Genomic DNA, 22,243 nt, shown 5'->3' with positions numbered 1-22,243 from the left:
ATTGATGAACCTGCTTGGGTTTGGCTTCGCCACGAGACATATATCCCTGGCCTAGAGACCTCCCTTTGTCTTCGGCCTTAGCCTTGTTCTCTTTGACTTGCTTGTAGGTCTTGTTGTAATGTCCGAGCGAGCACAGGTCGCTACTCGCAGCGATTTAGCTGCCTTCAGTACTATCGTAGGTTGTCCCTCATTCACCCCTTTATATTTCTTTAGTCCTGAAAGGTGTGTTCTTCTCAAACACATACGCTTTCATTATCGCCTTTTTTGGAAACGATTTCGCTTCAATCACCTGGGTGTTTGTTTCATTGCTTGCCCCAAAACGGCTGATTGGAATTGCTGGAGGTACATTCATTTTCATTGGTGGTACAGCATCAATTATTATACCGATTGTGATTGGCTTCCTGGCCAAGGGCGGTGATTTTGCTCCTGCACTTACCTTTATTACTTGTATACCTTCGCAGGAGCACTGTCCTACATTTTCTTGGTCGGTAAAATCGAAAGGGTTCAGGCTTTTGCTGATTTTGATTTACGTAATGGTAAGAAGTTATCGAGCTAATTATGATTGCGTAGAATATCTACAAACAACAAAGCAGTGCATCCCGAAAATTGGGATCACTGCTTTGTTGTTTGTAATTCATAGGAGCAGGAAAGAAAACTTCTTATACTCTAGAGGCCTTTCTCTTGGTAAGGAATAATATAGAAGCTAAATGCAGTAATTATTGCTAAAACAAGCTTTTTGCAAAAGTCCGATAAGGAGTATTATGTAAACTTAATTAAGTGGATCATCCATTTGATTTTTTTCCATTTCCACAGCCATTATCCCAGAGTTTTAATGAAAAAACAGCTCAATTGGTCTTAATTTCCACCAATGTATTAACTTCATTAATAGTAAACTCTTCGTTATGCTTGATAAAGAAATCCTCTTTTGCAACATGTATATAAGTTAAAAAAGCGTCATCATATACATCTTTTAGAAGCTTGCTAATTTTGTCGATATCTACTCAGAATTTGTAGTTATTTCTCGGGAAATTGTTGAAATTTGAAAATAGTCCCGAATAGTTGGAACAAAGGAATTTCTACTTTTGATTTGATTGCCTTAGGTTTAAATTGTTATTAACGTAAATTAGCACCTCAATATCGTAAAAGAGACTAAAAAAAGGTAATGAAACCTTTTTCTTATTGAAGTAATGTTTCGTAATGGGTTTTTTGTTGTTCAGTTTTAAGCTGTGACATATCGTTTGTCAATTAGATGTTCATTTCACGTGTAGCTGTGAATTCATTGGTTAAAAAATTAAGCTCTCTTTTAATTGAATGAGAACATGGGTTAAATTTTCATATGTATCGGGTATCGCTATCTCTGTTTCATTGGTTCCTTCTACTTCTAATCTTTCTTTTTCTTGATACAAGGGTCTTTAGCTCTATCGTTTAGGGGGCTGCCTGTATCGCGTAACACTTTAAGCGTTTCGATGTCGGATTGAACGAAGGTATGTATATTTACATATTTTAACAATAATTATCCATTTCGCTCTAAGTTTTAAACATACTTTCGAACATTGATTTTGCATCTCCACTTCTTTTGCCACTTCCTTGGAAGAGGATGCTCATTCATTCGGATGTATATCCTGTTGCATATCGGACTTCCCTTTCTATTAAAGATGAAGGTCTGTGGATTTATTTTCATGTTATATCGCCCAGCGATACGAAACACAAAAAAGAACCGATAATCCCCTTTCTTGAGGAACACTATTAAGGACGTGGATCTTGCTGGAGCTGGGAAACCGTTGTTTTAAGCTGAGACATATCGTTTGTCAGTGGACGTTCATTTCAAGCGTAGCTGCGAGTTTATTGGTTAAAACAATTAAAATCTCTTTTATTTGTTTGGAATTATGGGTTAAGTGTCATATATATCGGGTATCGCTATTCATTAGATTCATCTAATCTATCTTTTTGTAGATACACAAGGTCTTTAGCTGTACCCTCTAGGGACTTGTCCGTATCGCATAACGCTATGTGCGCTTCGATGTCAGATTGAATAAAGATAGGCAACCACCATCTTAAAAACTCATATCCGTTTCGTTCTCAGTTTTGACCATACTTTTGAACAGTGGGTGTTGCATCCCCACTTCTCCACTTCCTTAGAAAAGAATACTTGTTCATTTGGATGTATATCATGTTTGCATATCGAACGCCGCTTTTCTATTAAACCTAAAGGTTTTGAATTTATTTGCAAGTTATATCGCCCAGCGATATGAAACACAAAAAAAGAGCCGATCAATCCCTGTCTGGAGCAACTCTAGTGAGGATGACTCTTGTTTTTGAATACAAGTTCTCAACCGCCTCAACTCCCATTTTATCAAACTACCTTTTTTGCTTGCTTCAAATTGTGTATTTTGTTTTAGATGCATATCGCTTAAACAAATCTCCAATGAATTTCAATTGAGCCTTCATTTGCCTTTGGTAGAACGTCCGATACATTGGTATCGCCGAGCTCTTACATAGCAGGCACCAAATCCTGTAAAGTTGAAATATTCTTTCTAAATTCTGTGTTTCCAGCTACAAAGTTTTGTGGATTCGCATCTCAATGCTTTTATCCATCATTATTTATTCAAAAAATATTTATCAAATGTTTCTACATCAATAATTTGCTTCCACAAATCAATACACAGCTAGGCAAAAAACCTTAACAGTCACCTTATTTTCTGAATATGGAGAAAAGCCCCCGCCATTTTTCGTAACGTTTTTGTATAGACTCTTCTAAACGTTTATTAAATTCATTTTGTGAACTCCATTCTTTTTTCTGTTCGGCCCGCATACTTTGTATTTCTTTTTGTAAGAGTTCACTTTTTTGTTTTTCTTGTTCCAGCAATGTTTCGTAATGGGTATTTTGTTGTTCAGTTAATTGTTCAATTTTAGAATTAGTTCTTTGCGCTGAATTTCCAATACTAGAACTTATAACATGATGATCTTGCTGGAGCCGGGAAACCTTTGTTTTAAGCTGTGACATATCGTTTGTAAGTTGGACATTCATTTCACGTGTGGCTGCGAGTTCATTGACTAAAAACATTAAGACCTCGTTTAATTGATTGGGGTCGTGGGGTAAATTTTCATATGTATCGGGTATCGCTATCTGTGTTTCATTGGATCCTTCTAATCTTTCTTTTTGTTGATATACAAGGTCTTTAGCTGTATCGTCTAGGGGCTTGTCCGTATCGCGTAGCGCTATAAGCGCTCCGATGTCAGATTTAACAAAGATACGTCGATCTCCATCTTTCAAAAACTCATATCCATTCCGCTCTAAGATTTGACCATACTTTCGAACAGTGGGAGTTGCAATCCCCACTTCTTCTGCCACTTCCTTGGAAGAGAAAGCTCTTTCATTCAATTGTATATCACGTCGCATATCGGACCTCTTTTCTATTACTAGTTGTATCTGTAGTCTACCTGACCTTAAATTTTCTGTCTAGATAAGTATAGCCTATCCAGAAGTCGTTAGGGATAGCGATAAGGTTTCCTTTTCCTTTCTTCTGTTTCCATATAGGATTAGATCATCTATTCGCTTACCTTTCTTCTCTTGCATAGCCTCTATCTATCCTTATCCATTGTGGATGTTACATCTGGTTGGGCCTGGCGCCTGGTCCCGTGCCTTTAGAAAACTGGCCAGCCTTATCCTTAAGATTCCCCCTTTTTTGTTGCAAATTACACACTCGCACAAATTTCGTATATTCACTTAAGTAAGATTGAACCCTCTTATAATTGTCATTCTTGATAAGATTGTAACTTATAGGAGTATACTCTAGCTCTAATATAGTCTGCACCCACTAATTTAGCCCGTAACGTTCGTTGATTTCCATCACTAGATACATGATATTCTATCATTGCAGGCTTTCTAGAATAACTTTGTGCATATTTTCTTTCGAAGTGCTCAATAAAGAGTAGAATTCCATCCTACATTCATAGGCTCTTTTACATAACCAGCTCTGAGTCCTTTTCTACTAAAAGCGGCTGGCCGATTATTGAAACCAAGTCCATTAATCCACCTAAGTGTTTATTATTGTTTCTCATCTAATATAGCTTTAACTTGTTCTATAAGAACTTCCCATTGATTTGTTTTTTTTACTTATATTAGCATTCCGTCATTCAAATTGATGAAAGACTCGTGAAAATGCTGAAACACAATAAGATTAAGCAAACAGAAATAAAACTTCAGAGAATCGTTCCTTTCTGGTTTGTGTCGTTGTGGAGACTCCCCTTATACCAGTTTGGACCGATTCTATTTTTTTTTTACACTAAAAAGAGCTGACCCAAATGGCATATTATATGCCTTTTGGGTCAGCTCCTTTTCTCATTATTTCATCAGCTTTGCTACTGGCTTCGAAAGAAGCAATAAAACAATACCTAAGCCAATTGTTACAAAACCAATTACACTGAAGATTTCCAGGTAACCTAAAGACTGCGTATATGCAGCTAATTGGCCGGCTACCATATTAGCTACCGCGGAACTTGCCAGCCATACTCCCATTAGAAGAGAGGCAAGCTTGATTGGAGCAATTTTACTTACCATTGATAAACCAACTGGTGAAATCATTAATTCGGCTAATGTATGAAGGAAATACGTTACAATCATGAACAGGATGTTTACTTTCAGCGCTGTATCGTTTCCTGTATACATAACAGCAGGAAGCAGTACTAAGAAACCTAAACCAACTGTGACTAAACCAAGAGCCATCTTCGTTGGAGTTTTTAAGTCACCGCGTTTTGAGCTGCCAAGCTTGTACCATAAAGCAGACATAATTGGCGCTAAAATCACGATGAATAATGGGTTCAATGATTGGAACCAGGCAGTTGGAATCTCAAAACCAAATACATTCCGATCAATTTGGTCATTAGCATACAATGTCAATGAACTTCCAGCCTGCTCGAAAGCGGCCCAGAACGCAATAACGAAGACTGCCAAAATAACGATAGCCGCTGTACGTTTTTGTTCTCTTTTCGTTAACGGTGCAGCTGATTTTTGACCAGCTGTAACTTCCGGTTTGCCAGTAGGTTCTTTACCGATATCACCTAAATAGCGATTGCCTAATAAGTTGAAAACTAACTGCCCTACAATCATGCCAATTGCTGCTGTCAAGAACCCATATTTATAGCTCATAAGTCCAACTACTAATGGTGCGAAGAAAGCCCCAACGTTAATACCCATATAGAAGATAGTGAAAGCTCCATCACGACGCGGATCGTTGTCTTCATAAAGATCACCAACAATTGTCGAGATGTTTGGCTTGAAGAAACCATTACCGATAATCAATAAACCAAGACCAATGTAAAGTGCCGTCAAACTCTGACTTGAGAATAGCGAAAAGTTACCAAGCGCCATTAAAATACCGCCAATCGTGATCGCCAATCTTCTGCCTATGAAACGGTCAGTCAAGTATCCGCCAATCATTGGCGTAATATAAACGGCCCCGGTAAAGAATCCGTATATGCCCATAGCCGTAGATTTGTCGACTCCAAGCCCGCCATTTACAACAGTTGCTGTTAAGTAAAGAACAAGAATTGCTCTCATTCCGTAATAGCTGAAGCGCTCCCATGCCTCAGTAGCGAACAGCATATACAGTCCTGAAGGATGCTTTTTCCTGGACTGGTTTGGCTGCTGAACATCATCTTTTAATAGTGCTTGCATAATAAAGTCCCCCTAAATATGGTTAAATATTAAACCATTCACCAATCGTTTACATTCGCAAAATAATTGCATTTAATAGACAAATTATTGATTCGTTCCACCTACGCCTAATACGATGATGGCGACGCATGCCATCCAACCCACCGTTAGTAAGCGTTTACATTTTTAATCTTGACTCTGGTGCAAAAGGAATCAGATAGCAAAATCTAAATGAACATTAACTAATAAACTCATTTTATTCGAAGACGTTTAATGAAGGCATTTAAATTTTAAAGAATCTTTAGTGTTGTAAAATAATTTTATATTATCAGAAAATATAAAAACACAGAAAAAAAAGAAAAAAAGTCCTGCTGCATTAGCGGTCTGTGCAGCAACGGAGACCCCCATTATAATAAAAAAACTGCCTTGTATTAAGGCAGTTTCTTAGTCAACAATCCATTGATATAAATTTTTCGGTCTTCCTATTTTTTGATAACTAACAATAATTTCCACTTTTCCTTCATCAAGTAAATGCATAATATAGCGATAGACGGTCGGATAAGCCAAACCAACTTCTTTAGAAATTGTATCAACAGAAAAAGGTTCACGATTAGAATGTAGAAAATCACTAACGTGACAAAGTGTTCTCTTACTAATTCCCTTTGTTACAAATACATCCTTTTCTTCACTGGATTTTTGCTGCGGAGCTGATTGAGTTAATTTTGCAAGGCGAGCATGCAGTTGAATTCTTGAAATCAAATCAGGCGCTTTTACAGGCTTTAATGCAAAATCTGTTGCGCCTGCTTCAAGAAAGCGATCAGCAATTTCCTGTCGTTCATCGACTGTTAATACAAGAATCGGAACATCAGCATTAAGTTTACGAAGCTCACCCACTGTTTTTATTCCGTCCATTTCCGGCATATGATAATCAACTAAAACAACATCTGCTCCTTTTTCTGCAAACACATTTAACCCTTCTTTTCCGTTGTTAGCCGTATCTACATTCCAGCCGGCAAATTCACAAATTTCACTTAGCATATATTGAATTGATGCATCATCATCAATGACTAAAATGTTCATCTTAACACACTCCTCTCAGCTAGTTTAATCCAAATTATTGTCCCGTGCCCAAGCTTGCTGTCAATTTCTAAAGATGCACCATGTCCTTCAGCAACTTGTCGTACGAAAGCTAATCCCATCCCTGGATGCGATTTTGTACTAAACCCAGCTTTCCATATTTTCAGCTGCTCTTTAGGTGAAATCCCTTTCCCATTATCTGATACGCCCAACCAAAGTTCATTTTCATAGGTTTTTACCTTAAGCAAAATCTTGCCATCTTCTATTCCATTCACTGCATCGTAAGCATTGTCAATTAAATTCACTAATGCCCTTGTCATACGGATTTTATTAATTAAAATTTTAATTTCAGGATCTGTTTGAAAGTCTACCTTCAGATTAAGATTTGTCCCGCTCAGTCTGCTTGCTTCGACGTATTCAACTAAATCTTTTATACGGCACCAATGTTTTTTATCATCATATAAAATCTCGGAAATCATGTCGCTAACGGAATGAATCGATGATGAAATCTTTTGACAATATTCTTTAATTTTAGAATCGTCCACTTTCAAACTAATTAAAGAATTTATCCCCTCAATTGCTGTAAGAGGTGTTTTTAAATCATGGACCAGATAAAGAGCTTCTCGTCCTGATCTTGACTGCATTGCTTCTAACTGCGCATAATGAAGCTCTTGCTTTATCCGCCACTTTTGTTCAGCTAATGAAAAATACACAGCTAAAATAACAGCATTAATAACAAAAATTAAACACAAAGTTAAACTGTACAATGTTAATGATTGCTCAAATCCAATTTGAACCGCTATATCTTTTAATTCCTTTGAAATCGACCCTTGGCCGAATCCATATTTAGATAAAGAAGGAATCTCATTCAGCCATTCAATCCCAAAGATTAATTGCGAACAAATAATCGTTTTAATAATTGGCTTTAGCCTATCCTTTTCAAAGGCTTGCAATAATAAGATTGCTAACAACAATAACAACGCATATGCGCTAAATGAGTATGTTAAAGAATAATAAGCATTTATCACGATATAGTCGAGAGGAATAACAATAAGAGGAATGATAATTTTTAACCATGGACGGTTTAAACGAGCACCGATTTCGTCCCCCAACAGCAGTGCACCAATATAATGAAACAAAGCTAAAACTGTATTTAAAGAAATTAACAAAAAAACGGCAAGCATTAACTTATTTCCTGTTTCTTCACCTTCTCTTAATGAAATAAGCAAATCAGTAAGACCAATTTCGTCAGGACCCAACCACGATAGTAAGAATACCCCGAATAAAATTACTCCAATTTTCATCCATATTGTCCAAGACTTCATAAGACTAGCTATCATAATCATTTCACCTTTAATAGATTAATTTGCTTATAGAATAGAATGGTAACCATTCTTCATTTCGTATTTATTTAAATTTATGTATCCCTTTCCATAATCTCATTATACGCAATTCATAGTAATTGTGAAAATTATAAAAAAATGGGTTCTGGCGCAAAAATCCGAACATCTTGCAAGTAATCTCTTTAAAAGCATTATGTACTAGAAATTTGTATGGTCACAGTAAGGTGATGCCTACGGTACAACTTGAGTTTTCGTGATTTTATGGAAATAATGGAGGAACGAGGCTTATCCATAGCTCACACAACCATTATGCGTGGGTCCAGCAATATGTTCCGGAGTTGGATAAGAGAGTCCGGAAAGCGAGTCCGTTCTATGCCAGGATTCTATGTTTCTAACAAATTATTAGTGTAAAAACTGCCTGCAATACGTTTACAACGTCTTCTTAAGAAGTCACCGCATAACAACAACAAGAAAATTACGTTGCATCCATTCATGCATACGCATACATCGTTACTGATCGAAGCAGGGATATTTTTATTTGAAACATGCGCACAAATCGGTGTAAGTATTGCCACCCTGCATATTATTGAGGTCCTGTGATTGCTTATATTAAAAACGTTAAGAATCTGCGAAATATAAGCTGTTTCGCAGATTCTTAGGAGAAGACGCTGAAATCTAAAATACAGTTTATATTATCAATGATTATTTTCGGTACAATTGGTTTAGTTGTTCGATACATTGATCTATCTTCGAGCGAAAGAGCTTTACTAAGCAGTTTCATAGGATGCTTATTTTTACTGTTAATATTCTTCATGAGTAAGAAGAAAATATCATGGAATTTAGTTAAATCTAATCTGCATTTTGGTAAATAACGGTAAACTTTTAGTCAACTCGCTATTTGGGGTGCTACTCACGGTCTGCCCTATCCATGCGAGTTGCTCCCTGTGAACCCACTCTTAACAACACTAGTTTTTGATAACCAGCGTTCCCGCCATTGTTTTAATCGTGTAAACTAATTTATTACCCTTTATCCTATTGCTATTATCGATAAACCAGACATATTTTTCGCTAAATTAATTAAGGATTATCATCAATAATTTGTTAAGCGTAGCCTTTTGGGTTACGCTATTTTTATTTTTAAGTCATGGTCTTCTTTTATAAATTCATTTCCGATACTGTACTGTGATAATGATCAAAATGGAACTTTTCTGGTGATTTATTATACAGTTGGGCCTTTGCTCTTGCACGTCCTTCAGCCGGCCTTTTATCATCAGATCCCGTTCTCAGCGACTCCCCTAGCATGGTAACATTAGTTTCCCAGCTGGTGAAAAGAAATCGTTCCTCTGGAAAACATATGGGACGTATTTGAAAGGTGGATAAAAATTGCTGTTGGTTTAAGAGGAGACACATTATTTCTCATTGAAGCTGGGGCAGGCGTAAAAGGGATTCAATAAAGATTAGGGCATTCCGAATATAGACACGACTATGAACATTTACGCTCATATGACCAAAAATATCGAAGAAAAGACCTCTCACAAGTTCAGTGAACTTACGAAAGGTCTCCTCTAATTGGTGAAATAAAGTTGTTTCAAAAACTGAAAGTTAGCAAAAAGTTAGCATTTCACTAATACCACCTTTACAAACCCATATATATCAAGGGTTCTAGGCGATGATTATATTATGCATCCCATTCAATTGATAATTTAATAGGAAGTAACAAGGTAATAATATCAGCACTTTTGGTAATCGATGGTTACCCCGGCATTTAAGCAGCCATCCATGTGATAGCAAATGCATTCATCGCAGCGGCTGACTATTGATATGGCTAATCCCATAATGGTGTCCTTACCCTAACTGGCGTTTAAATACTTTACTGGCGAAGAAGTAAGCGATGACCATGATGCCGACGCACCAGGCAAGCGCGATCCAGATATCGTTGCCAACAGACCCTTCATACAAGAGGGCACGAATCGCATTCACGATTGAAGTCACGGGCTGGTTCTCAGCGAACGCACGGACAATTTTAGGCATGGTTTCGGTGGGGACAAAGGCCGAACTGATAAACGGCAGGAAAATCAGCGGGTACGAGTAGGCTGTTGCCCCTTCCATAGACCCCGCTGTCAATCCGGGAATGATCGCCAGCCATGTCAGCGCCAGCGTAAACAGCGCGAGTATCCCAGCTACCGCGAGCCAATCCAGGATACCAGCGCTGGAACGGAAGCCCATCAAGAGCGCGACGAGGATAACCACCACAACAGTAAGCGCATTGGAAACAAGCGAGGTCAACACGTGAGCCCACAATACCGACGAGCGCTTGATGGGCATGGTAATGAAACGCGCCATTAGCCCGCTCTTAACATCCGTAAACAACCGCACGGAAGTGTAAGCGACGCCGGATGCGATAGCCATCAGCAAGATTCCCGGCAATAAATAATTGACGTAGTTGTCCGTGCCTGTCTCTATGGCGCCGCCAAATACGTAGACAAACAGCAGCAGCATCATAATCGGCGTAATCGCCACCGTGATAATTGTATCCGGGCTGCGCATGATGTTGCGCATTAAACGCCCTAGTAATACCCCTGTTTTGCTTTTCATTTACATCTCCTCCTTTTTGCCGATGATCGCAAGGAAAATTTCCTCCAATGTCGGCTGCTTCTCGATGTACTCCACTTTCGCTGGCGGGAACATCTCCTTGAGTTCGGTAAGGGTCCCGGTCGAGATGATTTTTCCGCCATGCAGGATGGCGATACGATCCGCCAGTTGTTCGGCTTCCTCCAGGTACTGGGTCGTCAGCAAGATGGTTGTGCCTCCGTCGGCAAGCTCCTTGACGGTATCCCAGACTTCAATCCGCGCTTCGGGGTCAAGCCCTGTCGTCGGTTCGTCGAGAAAAATGACTGCTGGCGTCCCGATCAGACTCATGGCGATGTCAAGCCGGCGCTTCATCCCGCCGGAATATTTGTCCGCCCGGCGGTTGGCCGCATCGGTCAGGCTGAATTTTGCAAGCAGATCGTCGGCGACTTGAGCGGGATTGGAAACTCCCCGCAACTTGGCGATCATCATCAGGTTTTCCCGCCCGGTGAGCATGCCGTCTAAAGCTGCGAACTGCCCTGTCAGGCTGATGCTCTGGCGAACATGATCCGGTTGACGCTGGACGTCAAAGCCGCAAATACCTACTTCGCCGCCATCAGCCTTCATCAGCGTCGAGAGGATGTTGACCGTCGTCGTCTTGCCCGCTCCATTTGAGCCCAGCAGTGCGAAAATTTCGCCACGCCGCACCTCAAAATCCACCCCCTTTAAGACTTCCTTGTCTTTAAAGGATTTTTTTAACCCTTTTACAGAAATCGCTGCATTGCTCATACTTTTTTCCTCCTTATAAAATGCGCAGCAAGGTCGCTTGCGAGATCCGTAATTATCCGGTCAGCGCCTTGCGGAGCTAGATTGCCTATACTCATCTATTTAGTCTGACTGATAATCTGTATAACTTACTACTGAGTTAAAAATATAACTGAATAGCGAAGGTGGTAATTCACATTTATAACCAGCTATTCAGTCGGTATTATCTATTGAATTTATTTTTTCCCAAACGCTTCATGATACTCTGATTCAAATCTTCACGATACTTGGCGACATAGGTTTTAGCGTTTGCCACTAGTTCATCGGCAAAGGACGCCACGTCATCCCCAGTGATTTCCAGCACTTGTCTGCCTTCCGCCGCACCGGCTTCGAACAACTCGATTAATTCATACTGCATGTGCAGCATATCCATCCCGCTGCCCGCTGAGAAATTCCACATGTAGTTTTGAATTTTCTTAAATACAAACTGGTAGTCCTCTGGCAGGGCTTCAACCCGTGCCATCATCATCTTGTATTCTTTTTTATCACCAATCATTTTTTTGAACATTTCCATCATGTTATTTTTCCTCCTTTTTATAAAGCTGAACAAGATACTCCAAAAATATCGTACGGAATATCTTATGAAGCTAGATTGACTTTAAGACGTTGATTTTTGATGATACAAAATCCCATTTTTTCCAAAACAATTCAAGTTCCTGACGGCCAGCCTCATTAAGTGAGTAAAACTTGCGGGGCGGCCCCATATCTGACGGTTTCTTTTCTATATTCACCAGTTTTTTCTTTTCTAATCTCACGAGGATGGTGTAGACCGTCCCTTCCACGACTTCAGTAAACCCAAGCTCGTTCAGGCGGCGAGTAATCTCGTAGCCATAGGTTTCATGGCGGCTGATGATTTCCAGCACGCAGCCTTCCAGCGAACCCTTCAGCATTTCAGTTAAATTTTCCATGTTCAGAACCTCTCCTATTTTGTCTGACTTATATTCAGTATAACTTAGTACCAAGGAAAATTTTACTTAATAGCCTTTGGGAAATCACGCTATTAAGTATTGCTTATTACATGTGCATTTTAACAACGAGTAGCAGTGTTGTCAACTATTTTTCTTAAAAATAATTTTGCAACCTCACTATTCAGTGGTGCAGGTATCCAGTGTGACTAACTACAAGTATATCGTAACACGTAGTAGGTGGGGTGTCAACTGGATTTTCTAAATATTTTTAAAACCAGCTATCCCCACCTATGTTATTCACAAATTGATAGATCATCGTTTGAATCATTCGGGTGTCGTTTACTCCATTTGAATGGATCAAGTATCTGAGGATAAGAATTCAGGAATGCAGATCTTCTTTCAACAGCCACTATAAAAGTTAAGTTAAAAGATCCAATATACTCTTTAGGACTCCCCCATACCGATGCACAGAGTAGAAGTAAACCACTTTTACCACTGCTGGATTCTCCTGATACATCTACAACTATGGGCTTCCTATCAAACTCATCTAAAATAACCGAAGCAAAAGATACAAATAAAGGGAAAACCGCCTTTGGATGATCCTTCACTAAGTTAAAAACATTTCCAATCCAACTACCAACAGTTCCTTTTACTCGAAATACTCTAGTAGTTGCTGTTCCCCTCATCGCCCGGAACTAGTATATCTATCGTTGAATTCAATGTATGAAGTTTTCCTTTCAACAAAGAAGAAAAAGGCCACCCACAGTAAACCGTGGGTGGCCTTCAACTTTAAAGTTATTCACATGTTAGGTGAGCATTCATTCTGAAACCTCGTCAAACCCCTATATTCCAAGGGATTTAGGCGATGATTACATCATGCCGCCCATGTGGTTTCAAAGTGTAATATGTTTAACAACAGTAGAAAGAAACAGCATGAAATCAAAGTTTTGCTCGTGCTAGCCGTAACATCTTTAACTTGGATTTAACATAATTTATTATATTTCGTTAGCAAAATGTTAGCAGATATTCGATATGGAATTACTCACAAATCAACAAAGCGATGCAAATTCTACATGCATCGCTTTGTTGCAATGATTACACACTCTACATGAATTGTAGAGACCGCAAACAAAGAAGTTGTTTTTACCGCTCAATTTTTGTTTAAACTCTTTGACATTAAAGTACTAGCATATGAACAATCCTTTTTACATTGTGTATAATCGATAATGAAAAAGACAATTGGACGCGAATCACCAGCTTTGGACTGAGATCTTTTAATTTGAATGATCGTTAATCAATTTTCTGCTCTTGCCGCTCGTATTTGGCTACTCTTTGCAATTTATCTAAATCCACCTTACGATCCCATACTTTTTTTGCATTTTCTGTAATATTGGGATAAAGATATTGATCAACGACCACCTGATAATCCAGGTCATCAAGTAAATTATACGTACGAATTTTTATGGTTTTGTTATCAAGGGTGTCAATGACTATATCATTGATTAAATTCAGTGGATTTCTTACTAAATCGATATTCCGGATATTCTTAATATAAACTGTACCTTTCTTCGACTTAATCGTACCATTTTCACCTTGGACAATCGTTAACAGGACCTTTCCTGGAATAAAACCTGGAAGTGACCAGAGCGTTAGGTAAAGGTAAAAAGGAGTAAAGATGAGACCACCACCAAGGTAAAGTAAAGAATACTTGGACTCAAAGTTCAAACCGTGTATGATTAAGAAAAAACAAGCAATTAAAAAACCTACAGTCGCAAGAAACATCCACCCGTACATGAACTTTGACCCTTTTATCTGAATGACGTTATTTTCTTTCTTAACGTTTACCAAATAATGCACCTCCTTAAGCTGGAAGAATCTTGTTGGTTAATAATAGTTGATTAATAGATGCCTCATTTGCTCTCTGAATACTCAGGTCAAGGTTGTTGTCCCTTGTAACTAGCCAACATTCATTCTTTCCTGGAATCATAAAATAAAGATCTTTTAGGTCAGGGTTATTCTCTGAGTCATACGTTAAGCTTACTAAACTATCCATTTTACCGTTTCTATTCGAAATATCATTTAAAAACTCTAAGATACTAGTAGACTCTCCCTTTTTACTTACCCATTTCTGAACAATTGACTCCGGTAAAGAATGAGATTGACTTACATCTTCTAAAAGTTCTTCAAATTCTTCACTTTTTAACTGAAGAATAACTTCACCTTGCTTTTCTAACGTATGGAAATGGAAAAAACCGCTTATAACTAAAAGGATTTCTTCTTTCGGCAGCTTAGAAATAGAGTGAACTTGATGATTGTACAATACTTTATGTAAATAAACCTCTCCATTTTTAAAATGAAAGGAAATACTATCTTCTCCATTTAAGTCTGGCTGATGTTTAGAAGCCTTTACGGTACTTTCTGCATTATTCAATGTATGAATATAGGCAGCAAATTCATCTTTTAACTTATATTGATTATCTACTTCCTTTAACATATCTTTTGCTAACAAAGAGCGAGAGGCAATTTCTAGCATTAATTTCAACTCGGCATCTTGAAGCGTTAGAAAATAGGCTCCCTTAATCGACATTCCTTGTTCAAATAAACCTTCACTATAAAATGAAAAAAGTAACTCTTCAATACTTAATTGAATGGTATTCATATATCCTCCTTAAAAAAATGAAAATTCATCCTCAAAAAAATCTTTTGCTCCATCGACAAGGGAACTCGCTGTTTCTTTTGCTTTCGATAATCCCTTACCAATTTCCCCCACCTTCCCTATTGGGTCAGCAATAGTATCCTTAATTTGATTATTTACGAAATCAGCACCTTTATTAACACCTTCAACAACTTTCCCAGCTTTCTCCAAACCACCTTTAATCGGTTCAAGCCCATCATGTATAGGTTCTTTAATGACAATCGTTGCTTTCTCTGCTATCCCTGCCGTAAGTTTAGCCGCTTGCTCTCCAACAAGTCCTCCTACAAATGAACCTGCAGCGGCTCCTACAACCGTACCGACTGGGCCTACTAAACTTCCTAGAGCACCTCCTACGAATGCTCCCGCAATGGAACCTCCAGAAATCGCTACGGTATTATTCACTGCATTTCCTACCGCTTTTGCATTTTCTCGCTTTAAGACCTCTGGATTATTTCCATATTTCGCATAGTTTTCGGAAATTTTCAGTCCCATTCCGCCTGCTTCCATTACTCCTGTTACTAGTACTGCACTAACAGCGTTGGTTTTTGCAAATTTCGCTCCCGTCTGAAGAAATGATTTAAACGTTGTAGAGTCCAATGCTCGATGCTTAATCCCTTCAAATAATGCCTTTGAACTATCTGTATACTTAACAACATCACCAGGAAGATATTTAGCAACCTTTTTGTGAACTAAATCAGCAAATGGAACATCTCTATATTTTTCCAATAAAAAGGTTGGATTTAAATAGGCTCTTGCTACATTACGAAATTTGGAATTATCGACTACATCTGTTAGTTTATTTAGGGCATTCATATGTTTATACATATAGACATCATCACTATTTTTGATAAATTGCGTAAAACTTAGCCCATAAAATGCCAGCTGTTTTGATACTAAAGCACCCATCGCAGTGAGCGCTCCATATTTCTCATGCAGTTTATAAAGTTGACCGACTAAGTTATCAGCATCGGAAAATTTATTGGCGGTCATTCGAAGGTCGATCTCCATTTCACTCAGAAGGTCAACTAATTGATTTCCTGTTCCCCACGGATCTCCTACTTGATAAAAACAATGACTATACTCTGCTGGAGCACTGCTAATTAGGTTCACTAGTTCCAAATGAAGACTCTTGTATTCTTCTTCAATTTTTGACAAGTGCGAGACAAACTCATTTGCTAAACCTTCTAAACGATCTGGGTCTACTGAAATTCTATTCCCCACTGTATCATCCTCTTTCTTTTCCTTTATGAACTATTTCATCTATATACTATGAAAAAAGTGATGTCCTAATAGAATAATCTGTAAAGGCAGGATAAATAGGTCGACACAACCCGGTACCCAATTTTCATCCATTCCTTGCTTACCCTCATCTTCTTTTTTCTTTCCTTGTCTCTACTTATTACGAGCCATTTTAAACCTCTCAAAACAATTATCATTATTGGCAAGTACAGTTGTAAAACTTTAGCGGACATAAGGTAGACTTAAAAAAGAGTGATTATTTGATGTGCCAAAACACCAAATTGAATGAACAAAATAAAAAAACCACCGCAGCCGGGGAGTAAACTACCATCTTTATTTTGCTTATTCTTATCCGGGAGGATCCAGCCTTCCTCTTCCAAACTTTTACGATCCCTATTCTTCGGCTTCATATGACACCTCTTTATATCCTTCATTCATTTTGTTTCTACATCCTTCATACAAGCAAGCCGCTCTAATTCTCTTTGTCTTTCAATCTCTTCTCTCACTCTGTCAACATCATTTGCTGCGCTTTCTAATTCTCTACTTATTTGATAAAGATTGTCTGAATGTCTTTGAAATAGGACAGCTGCTTCATCTAGTATTGAATCAAATTTTTTCTGGGCTTCGCCAGCCCATGTCGCCGTATTTGTATGTATACTCTGCATTAATTTTGATTCATCTAATTTTAATTCCTCAGAAGATTCCTGAAACACTTTTGTTAATGCTCTGACTTTATCCGAATTCATCTTTTCACCTCATTATTGAGTCAACGCACTTTTTCTCTATTTATTCTCAATTACCATTTTAATACAAAAATTCCCTATTATAGATAAGTAAATGTTACTATAATTACCAAGTCACTTCCATAGGCCCCCAGTATTGAAATCAGAAATAGATATAGGAAGAATGTTTTATTTTATTAACATAACGAGTGTAGTTGGCAAATATGCCATGATATAACGAGGAAAACTGGAATTTTCCTCATGCAGAGGAGAAGGTTTATCCATTTCTGCCGTTAAAAATGGAGGTGGTTGGAAAGCTATAGAAGTATTCGGTTGAGGAACTTTTGAGTAATAGATGAATTGAGACTTGCAGTTTCATTCAGGAGGGGAACAGTTTGGTTCCTTATTTAGGCAAAACAGCTCTCTTTTTAAAGTAAAACTACACATAGATTTGAAGAGATTATGGATCGGTTAGGCCACTGTGATGATGAAACAACCAAAAACGTTTATCTGCATGTAACGAAAGAAATGAAAAAAGAGGCTTCTCATTAATTTGGTCAATTAATGAGAAGCCTCTAATCAGGCAAGAAATGTTAGCATTTCAATTTACCTTTATTCAAAACCCTTATATATCAAAGGTTCTTGGGCGTTATTACATCATGCCGCCCATTCCGCCCATGCCGCCCATATCAGGCATGCCCATGCCGCCAGCGCCAGCAGGTTCTGGTTTGTCAGCAACAACAGCTTCTGTTGTTAAGAACATAGCTGCTACAGAACCAGCGTTTTGTAGAGCTGAACGAGTTACTTTAGTAGGATCGACGATACCGGATGCAATCATGTTGACCCATTCGCCAGTAGCTGCGTTGAAGCCAGTACCTACTGCTTCGCCTTTAAGGCGCTCTACGATTACAGAGCCTTCAAGTCCAGCGTTGTGTGCGATTTGACGTACAGGCTCTTCGATGGCACGAAGAACGATTTTCACGCCTGTTGCTACGTCGCCTTCCGCTTGAATTTCAGCGATTTTATTGTATACGTTAAGAAGTGCTGTACCACCACCGGCTACGATACCTTCTTCAACAGCGGCACGAGTGGAGTTCAATGCATCTTCAATACGAAGTTTACGTTCTTTTAATTCTGTTTCAGTAGCTGCACCGACTTTGATTACCGCTACACCACCAGCTAATTTAGCAAGGCGTTCTTGTAATTTTTCACGGTCGAATTCAGAAGTTGTTTCTTCTAATTGAACACGGATTTGGTTTACACGAGCTTGAATTTGAGCTGTATTTCCAGCACCTTCAACGATCGTTGTATTTTCTTTTGTAACAACCACTTTAGACGCACGGCCTAATGAATCGATTGTTGCAGATTTAAGGTCAAGACCGATTTCTTCAGTGATTACTTCGCCGCCTGTAAGAGCTGCGATGTCTTCAAGCATTGCTTTACGACGGTCACCGAATCCTGGAGCTTTAACCGCAACTGCGTTGAATGTTCCACGAAGTTTATTCACAACAAGAGTTGCAAGCGCTTCGCCTTCTACATCTTCAGCAATCAATAATAGCGGTTTCCCTTGTTGAACAACTTGCTCAAGTACAGGAAGGATTTCTTGGATATTCGTGATTTTTTTATCTGTGATCAAGATGTATGGATTTTCTAGGACAGCTTCCATTTTATCTGAATCAGTAACCATGTATGGAGATGCATATCCACGATCGAACTGCATACCTTCTACAACGTCCAATTCAGTAGTGAAACCTTTTGACTCTTCGATTGTGATGACGCCGTCGTTACCAACGCGCTCCATTGCTTCAGCAATCAGTTGGCCCACTTCTTCATCAGCTGAAGAGATGGCAGCAACTTGTGCAATCGATTCTTTGTTTTCAACAGGTTGGGAAATGGCTTTCAATTCTGCAATTGCAGTATTGACCGCTTTCTCGATTCCTTTACGGATACCCATTGGATTAGCGCCAGCTGTTACGTTTTTAAGACCTTCACGGATCATGGCTTGTGCAAGAACCGTTGCAGTAGTTGTACCGTCACCAGCTACGTCGTTTGTTTTGCTTGCTACTTCAGCAACCAATTTCGCACCCATGTTTTCGAATGCATCTTCGAGTTCGATTTCTTTAGCGATCGTCACACCGTCATTAGTGATAAGCGGTGAACCGAATTTTTTCTCAAGAACCACGTTACGACCTTTTGGTCCAAGCGTTACTTTAACTGCATCTGCAAGTGCGTCCACACCACGAAGCATGGAGCGGCGTGCTTCTTCACTAAATTTAATTTCTTTAGCCATTTATAAGTACCTCCCTAAAATTTAAGAAAATTTTCGTTCAGTTAAGTATGATGTATAATTAGCCGATTACAGCTAGAATGTCGCTTTCACGTAAAATTAAGTATTCAGTATCTTCGTATTTAACTTCAGTACCTGCATATTTTGAGAAGATAATTAGATCGCCTTGGGCAACCTCTAAAGCAACACGTTCGCCATTTTCAAGGACACGGCCAGTACCAACAGCTACTACCTTACCTTCTTGTGGCTTTTCTTTTGCAGTATCAGGAAGAACAATACCGCTTGCAGTTTTTTCTTCAGATTGAACTAGTTCAATAATAACGCGATCACCTAATGGTTTTAACAAGTGAAACAACCTCCTCATATTCTCTTGATAATTTGTTTCATGATTATTAGCACTCTTCATCATCGAGTGCTAACACATTTATAATATTAAATAAACCGAGCCTTTTTTGCAAGTATCTTATCGAAAATTTTTTATTAATTTCTGATAAATTACGGGTATACTACTTTAGCATAATGATTCTTTTAACAAAGTGACTGAAATGTTTGATTAGGGGTACCTTTAAGTGGTGTTATGCTTCAATATTTGATACCATTTTGGAGTATGCGTTTATTGATTGTCCCCATATTTGGAACGTTCTAAGCGAAATGGGTGACAAAATAAAAGGAGTTTTCATTTTTGAAAAAAGAATATTGGTTCGTCATCATCACTTACATTGCCATGCAATTATCCAGTATCGTTGGGGTACCCATTTTCATGCTGATCGGGTCTTCAACTGGAATGCCTGCTGATGAACTCCAAGTGAAGTCTGCAGCATACTGGATCGTATTCAGCTTTCTCGTTGCTCTATCCTTGATTCTTTTTTTAATAAGAAAAGATATGAGGGAAAAGGTGGACACAAGGAATCAAGATTCTATTCCCATGTCCATATTATGGGCAATAGCAGGAGTGTTCATGGCTCTTTTTGCGCAAAGCATTGCCGGGAGCATTGAACAGATGCTTGGGGTGGAGCCTGAATCTGAAAATACGCAGCAGCTCATTTCACTCATTTACCAAGTCCCCATGGTCATTTTCGTCACTTCAGTAATTGGACCTATATTGGAAGAAATCATTTTCCGGAAAATCATTTTCGGATCACTTCATAAACGCTTTAACTTCTTTATTTCAGCTTTACTCAGTTCAGTTATTTTCGGCTTGGCGCATGGTGAATTGGAACATCTTCTTTTATATTCGGCAATGGGCTTCACCTTTGCTTTCCTTTATGCGAAAACGGGCCGCATCCTCGTGTCCATTAGCGCTCATGTTGCGATGAATACGCTTGTTATCATCCTTCAAGTGGTATATCGGAAAGATATTGAGAAGATGATAGATACTGCACAGGCATTCATCGGAGGTTTATTATGAAACGTCAATCACCATTATTCATGGGCATCATCTATGCAGGCTTAGGAGCTCTTTTTACCGCTATCGCGATTCAAACCGTCAGTTCTTCAGGATGGGGAATCTTTGCCTACATACTTGTACTGATCGCGACCCTCGACTTTGGATCGGGATTACGCATGATCATGCTTCACTTTAAGATTAAAGCCGCCCAAAAAAATAAGAAAAAATAAAAAACGCTGCTATGATGCAGCGTTTTTTTCATTCCTCCAATGCGGCTTCTTCCATTACAGGATAATGTTTCAGAAAATAGATGAGCGACTGAAGCTCCACAGCCAGGTCAATGTGGTGAACCCTTATGGATGGAGGTACTGTCAGCCGTGCAGGTGTGAAATTCAATATTCCTTTTATATCGGCTTTGACTAGACGATCGGTTATCGTCTGGGCTACCTGGGCAGGCACTGTCAAAATAGCCGCAGTAATATTATTTTCCTGCAATAGTGTATCGATTTGATCCATATGGTAGATTGGCACATCAGCTATTTGCTTGCCGACCTTATCTTCAGAGACTTCGAATGCCATTTCAATCTTCGTATTATTATTTTTCATGAAATTGTAATTTAAAAAAGCGGTCCCTAAATTTCCTACCCCGATTAAAGCGACTTTTGTCAATTCATCCTGATCTAGTGTTTTTCTAAAGAAGGATAATAAATAATTGACATTGTAGCCGTAGCCTTTTTTCCCAAGCGCGCCAAAGTAGGAAAAATCACGGCGAATGGTAGCAGAATCCACTTTTACGGCTTCGCTTAGCTCTGCCGAGGAAACTCTTTGTTTGCCTGAGGAATGTAAGTTTTTTAAAAATCGATAATACAATGGCAACCTTTTGGCTGTTGCCTGCGGTATCTTTGGGTCATGGTTCATCATTCTTCCCCGCCTTCACACATGCTTTTCAACTTAATCTCTATCTGTTTGTTTTACTTGTCTTTTATAATCGTTGCTAGAAACTCCGCCTGTTTTCTCCACTAAGAATGTAGGCCCGATTACCATTCCCTTATCAATGGCCTTACACATGTCATAAACAGTCAAGGCAGTCACGGATGCAGCTGTTAACGCTTCCATTTCCACACCTGTACTCCCTTTTGTCTTAGCTTCCGTTTCAATCCTAAGCCTATATCCTTGATCTTCCTTTTCCCAATCAAAGGCTATATTGACCCCTTGCAGAGCAATGGGGTGGCACATCGGAATTATATTGGATGTATTCTTGCTGGCCATTATTCCTGCAACTTGTGCAACAGCCAGTACATCACCCTTTTTCATTTTCTGGTTCGTGACCAATTCATATATTTCATCGTTCAATAAAATGCTCGATTGAGCTATAGCCGTCCGGGTTGTTTCAGGCTTAGCACTCACATCAACCATTTTGGCCCTGCCTTGCTCATTAAAATGCGTTAAGTCTCCCATTTAAGTAACCCCTCCTAAATCATACACTATTATTCCACTTTATGTAACAGCTTGTTTTAGCTTGGAACCAAGCTGTTG

The 22,243-nt window shown here is 38.8% G+C and carries 22 protein-coding genes and 3 pseudogenes; 6 read left to right on the top strand and 19 right to left on the bottom strand.

Translation table 11 applies throughout. From position 1 onward, the window contains the following. Nucleotides 1-293 precede the first annotated feature (293 nt). A complete protein-coding gene (locus ABIE66_RS01675; protein WP_370013666.1) occupies nucleotides 294-695 on the top strand; it encodes a hypothetical protein in 402 nt (133 codons plus the stop codon). Nucleotides 696-2,692: 1,997 nt separating this feature from the next. Here ABIE66_RS01675 and ABIE66_RS01670 read toward each other — a convergent pair. The 4 genes from ABIE66_RS01670 to ABIE66_RS01655 form a co-directional block, all read right to left on the bottom strand. After that, nucleotides 2,693-3,382, bottom strand: a complete 690-nt coding sequence (locus ABIE66_RS01670) for an SH3 domain-containing protein (protein WP_370013665.1) — start codon at nucleotides 3,380-3,382, stop codon at nucleotides 2,693-2,695. A 963-nt stretch (nucleotides 3,383-4,345) separates the two neighbouring features. Continuing rightward, nucleotides 4,346-5,677: a peptide MFS transporter gene (locus tag ABIE66_RS01665; RefSeq protein ID WP_370013664.1), complete on the bottom strand. Its 1,332-nt coding sequence runs from the start codon at nucleotides 5,675-5,677 to the stop codon at nucleotides 4,346-4,348. A 423-nt stretch (nucleotides 5,678-6,100) separates the two neighbouring features. Further along, nucleotides 6,101-6,736, bottom strand: coding sequence for a response regulator (locus tag ABIE66_RS01660; RefSeq protein ID WP_370013663.1), 636 nt, complete (start codon nucleotides 6,734-6,736; stop codon nucleotides 6,101-6,103). Next, nucleotides 6,733-8,073 (bottom strand): sensor histidine kinase, encoded by a 1,341-nt coding sequence (locus ABIE66_RS01655; RefSeq protein WP_370013662.1) that lies wholly within the window; start codon nucleotides 8,071-8,073, stop codon nucleotides 6,733-6,735. The genes ABIE66_RS01660 and ABIE66_RS01655 overlap by 4 nt, the downstream gene beginning before the upstream one ends. Nucleotides 8,074-8,286: 213 nt before the next feature. Between ABIE66_RS01655 and ABIE66_RS01650 the strand changes: the two are divergent. The 3 pseudogenes from ABIE66_RS01650 to ABIE66_RS01640 all read left to right on the top strand — a co-directional run. After that, a pseudogene (locus ABIE66_RS01650) lies at nucleotides 8,287-8,432 on the top strand (IS6 family transposase); the annotation flags it as partial. A 312-nt stretch (nucleotides 8,433-8,744) separates the two neighbouring features. Continuing rightward, a pseudogene (locus tag ABIE66_RS01645) lies at nucleotides 8,745-8,936 on the top strand (DMT family transporter); the annotation flags it as partial. A gap of 546 nt (nucleotides 8,937-9,482) precedes the next feature. Continuing rightward, a pseudogene (locus tag ABIE66_RS01640) lies at nucleotides 9,483-9,645 on the top strand (site-specific integrase); the annotation flags it as partial. A gap of 161 nt (nucleotides 9,646-9,806) precedes the next feature. Here ABIE66_RS01640 and ABIE66_RS01635 read toward each other — a convergent pair. From ABIE66_RS01635 to groES, 13 genes are all read right to left on the bottom strand, one after another. After that, nucleotides 9,807-9,911: a carboxymuconolactone decarboxylase family protein gene (locus tag ABIE66_RS01635; protein WP_370013661.1), complete on the bottom strand. Its 105-nt coding sequence runs from the start codon at nucleotides 9,909-9,911 to the stop codon at nucleotides 9,807-9,809. 10 nt (nucleotides 9,912-9,921) lie between these two features. Further along, nucleotides 9,922-10,671, bottom strand: a complete 750-nt coding sequence (locus tag ABIE66_RS01630; protein ID WP_289323444.1) for an ABC transporter permease — start codon at nucleotides 10,669-10,671, stop codon at nucleotides 9,922-9,924. Beyond that, a complete protein-coding gene (locus ABIE66_RS01625) occupies nucleotides 10,672-11,433 on the bottom strand; it encodes an ABC transporter ATP-binding protein (protein WP_289323443.1) in 762 nt (253 codons plus the stop codon). It lies immediately after the preceding gene. A 199-nt stretch (nucleotides 11,434-11,632) separates the two neighbouring features. Next, the gene (locus tag ABIE66_RS01620) at nucleotides 11,633-11,986 is read right to left on the bottom strand and encodes a DUF1048 domain-containing protein (RefSeq protein ID WP_289323442.1); all 354 of its coding nucleotides are present in this window, start codon (nucleotides 11,984-11,986) and stop codon (nucleotides 11,633-11,635) included. A 70-nt stretch (nucleotides 11,987-12,056) separates the two neighbouring features. Continuing rightward, nucleotides 12,057-12,377, bottom strand: a complete 321-nt coding sequence (locus ABIE66_RS01615) for a PadR family transcriptional regulator (protein ID WP_016131412.1) — start codon at nucleotides 12,375-12,377, stop codon at nucleotides 12,057-12,059. 293 nt (nucleotides 12,378-12,670) lie between these two features. Next, nucleotides 12,671-13,063, bottom strand: a complete 393-nt coding sequence (locus ABIE66_RS01610) for a DUF927 domain-containing protein (RefSeq protein ID WP_370013660.1) — start codon at nucleotides 13,061-13,063, stop codon at nucleotides 12,671-12,673. A 604-nt stretch (nucleotides 13,064-13,667) separates the two neighbouring features. Next, nucleotides 13,668-14,225 carry a DUF5381 family protein gene (locus ABIE66_RS01605; protein WP_370013659.1) on the bottom strand — a complete coding sequence of 186 codons (558 nt, stop codon included), beginning with the start codon at nucleotides 14,223-14,225 and terminating at the stop codon, nucleotides 13,668-13,670. A 13-nt stretch (nucleotides 14,226-14,238) separates the two neighbouring features. Then, entirely contained in the window at nucleotides 14,239-15,036 is a 798-nt protein-coding gene (locus ABIE66_RS01600; protein ID WP_370013658.1) for a hypothetical protein, read from the bottom strand. 9 nt (nucleotides 15,037-15,045) lie between these two features. Beyond that, nucleotides 15,046-16,293 carry a glycine zipper domain-containing protein gene (locus tag ABIE66_RS01595; RefSeq protein ID WP_370013657.1) on the bottom strand — a complete coding sequence of 416 codons (1,248 nt, stop codon included), beginning with the start codon at nucleotides 16,291-16,293 and terminating at the stop codon, nucleotides 15,046-15,048. 260 nt (nucleotides 16,294-16,553) lie between these two features. Further along, nucleotides 16,554-16,721, bottom strand: a complete 168-nt coding sequence (locus tag ABIE66_RS01590) for a hypothetical protein (RefSeq protein WP_157831085.1) — start codon at nucleotides 16,719-16,721, stop codon at nucleotides 16,554-16,556. Between the two features lie 24 nt (nucleotides 16,722-16,745). Continuing rightward, nucleotides 16,746-17,057 carry a WXG100 family type VII secretion target gene (locus ABIE66_RS01585; protein WP_370013656.1) on the bottom strand — a complete coding sequence of 104 codons (312 nt, stop codon included), beginning with the start codon at nucleotides 17,055-17,057 and terminating at the stop codon, nucleotides 16,746-16,748. A 628-nt stretch (nucleotides 17,058-17,685) separates the two neighbouring features. After that, nucleotides 17,686-19,323, bottom strand: a complete 1,638-nt coding sequence (gene groL, locus ABIE66_RS01580) for a chaperonin GroEL (protein ID WP_063235581.1) — start codon at nucleotides 19,321-19,323, stop codon at nucleotides 17,686-17,688. A 58-nt stretch (nucleotides 19,324-19,381) separates the two neighbouring features. Continuing rightward, nucleotides 19,382-19,666: a co-chaperone GroES gene (gene groES / locus ABIE66_RS01575; protein ID WP_053348954.1), complete on the bottom strand. Its 285-nt coding sequence runs from the start codon at nucleotides 19,664-19,666 to the stop codon at nucleotides 19,382-19,384. Nucleotides 19,667-20,002: 336 nt separating this feature from the next. Between groES and ABIE66_RS01570 the strand changes: the two genes are divergently transcribed. Together ABIE66_RS01570 and ABIE66_RS01565 are read left to right on the top strand one after the other, a co-directional pair. Continuing rightward, nucleotides 20,003-20,728 carry a CPBP family intramembrane glutamic endopeptidase gene (locus ABIE66_RS01570; RefSeq protein ID WP_370013655.1) on the top strand — a complete coding sequence of 242 codons (726 nt, stop codon included), beginning with the start codon at nucleotides 20,003-20,005 and terminating at the stop codon, nucleotides 20,726-20,728. After that, nucleotides 20,725-20,937, top strand: a complete 213-nt coding sequence (locus ABIE66_RS01565) for a YdiK family protein (protein ID WP_061461201.1) — start codon at nucleotides 20,725-20,727, stop codon at nucleotides 20,935-20,937. The genes ABIE66_RS01570 and ABIE66_RS01565 overlap by 4 nt, the downstream gene beginning before the upstream one ends. Nucleotides 20,938-20,965: 28 nt before the next feature. On the opposite strand, the gene ABIE66_RS01560 is transcribed toward ABIE66_RS01565, so the two are convergent. Both ABIE66_RS01560 and moaC read right to left on the bottom strand, forming a co-directional pair. Beyond that, nucleotides 20,966-21,628, bottom strand: a complete 663-nt coding sequence (locus ABIE66_RS01560) for a redox-sensing transcriptional repressor Rex (protein WP_289318771.1) — start codon at nucleotides 21,626-21,628, stop codon at nucleotides 20,966-20,968. Between the two features lie 30 nt (nucleotides 21,629-21,658). After that, the gene (moaC, locus tag ABIE66_RS01555) at nucleotides 21,659-22,165 is read right to left on the bottom strand and encodes a cyclic pyranopterin monophosphate synthase MoaC (RefSeq protein WP_289333670.1); all 507 of its coding nucleotides are present in this window, start codon (nucleotides 22,163-22,165) and stop codon (nucleotides 21,659-21,661) included. Nucleotides 22,166-22,243 lie beyond the last annotated feature (78 nt).

The sequence above is a fragment of the Peribacillus sp. B2I2 genome (genome assembly GCF_041261685.1).
In the GTDB taxonomy this organism is placed as follows: Bacteria; Bacillota; Bacilli; order Bacillales; family DSM-1321; genus Peribacillus.
The sequence above is the reverse complement of the archived record's forward strand: the minus strand, read 5'-3'. Positions and strand labels throughout refer to the sequence as shown.

Coding starts and splice junctions, on each gene's coding strand:
- ABIE66_RS01665 (WP_370013664.1), bottom strand. CDS start 5,677: ATGCAAGCACTATTAAAAGATGATGTTCAGCAGCCAAACCAGTCCAGG.
- ABIE66_RS01635 (WP_370013661.1), bottom strand. CDS start 9,911: ATGGGATTAGCCATATCAATAGTCAGCCGCTGCGATGAATGCATTTGC.
- ABIE66_RS01615 (WP_016131412.1), bottom strand. CDS start 12,377: ATGGAAAATTTAACTGAAATGCTGAAGGGTTCGCTGGAAGGCTGCGTG.
- ABIE66_RS01590 (WP_157831085.1), bottom strand. CDS start 16,721: ATGAAGCCGAAGAATAGGGATCGTAAAAGTTTGGAAGAGGAAGGCTGG.
- ABIE66_RS01610 (WP_370013660.1), bottom strand. CDS start 13,063: ATGAGGGGAACAGCAACTACTAGAGTATTTCGAGTAAAAGGAACTGTT.
- ABIE66_RS01625 (WP_289323443.1), bottom strand. CDS start 11,433: ATGAGCAATGCAGCGATTTCTGTAAAAGGGTTAAAAAAATCCTTTAAA.
- ABIE66_RS01585 (WP_370013656.1), bottom strand. CDS start 17,057: ATGAATTCGGATAAAGTCAGAGCATTAACAAAAGTGTTTCAGGAATCT.
- ABIE66_RS01620 (WP_289323442.1), bottom strand. CDS start 11,986: ATGATGGAAATGTTCAAAAAAATGATTGGTGATAAAAAAGAATACAAG.
- ABIE66_RS01655 (WP_370013662.1), bottom strand. CDS start 8,073: ATGATAGCTAGTCTTATGAAGTCTTGGACAATATGGATGAAAATTGGA.
- ABIE66_RS01560 (WP_289318771.1), bottom strand. CDS start 21,628: ATGATGAACCATGACCCAAAGATACCGCAGGCAACAGCCAAAAGGTTG.
- ABIE66_RS01600 (WP_370013658.1), bottom strand. CDS start 15,036: ATGAATACCATTCAATTAAGTATTGAAGAGTTACTTTTTTCATTTTAT.
- ABIE66_RS01660 (WP_370013663.1), bottom strand. CDS start 6,736: ATGAACATTTTAGTCATTGATGATGATGCATCAATTCAATATATGCTA.
- moaC (WP_289333670.1), bottom strand. CDS start 22,165: ATGGGAGACTTAACGCATTTTAATGAGCAAGGCAGGGCCAAAATGGTT.
- ABIE66_RS01565 (WP_061461201.1), top strand. CDS start 20,725: ATGAAACGTCAATCACCATTATTCATGGGCATCATCTATGCAGGCTTA.
- ABIE66_RS01630 (WP_289323444.1), bottom strand. CDS start 10,671: ATGAAAAGCAAAACAGGGGTATTACTAGGGCGTTTAATGCGCAACATC.
- groL (WP_063235581.1), bottom strand. CDS start 19,323: ATGGCTAAAGAAATTAAATTTAGTGAAGAAGCACGCCGCTCCATGCTT.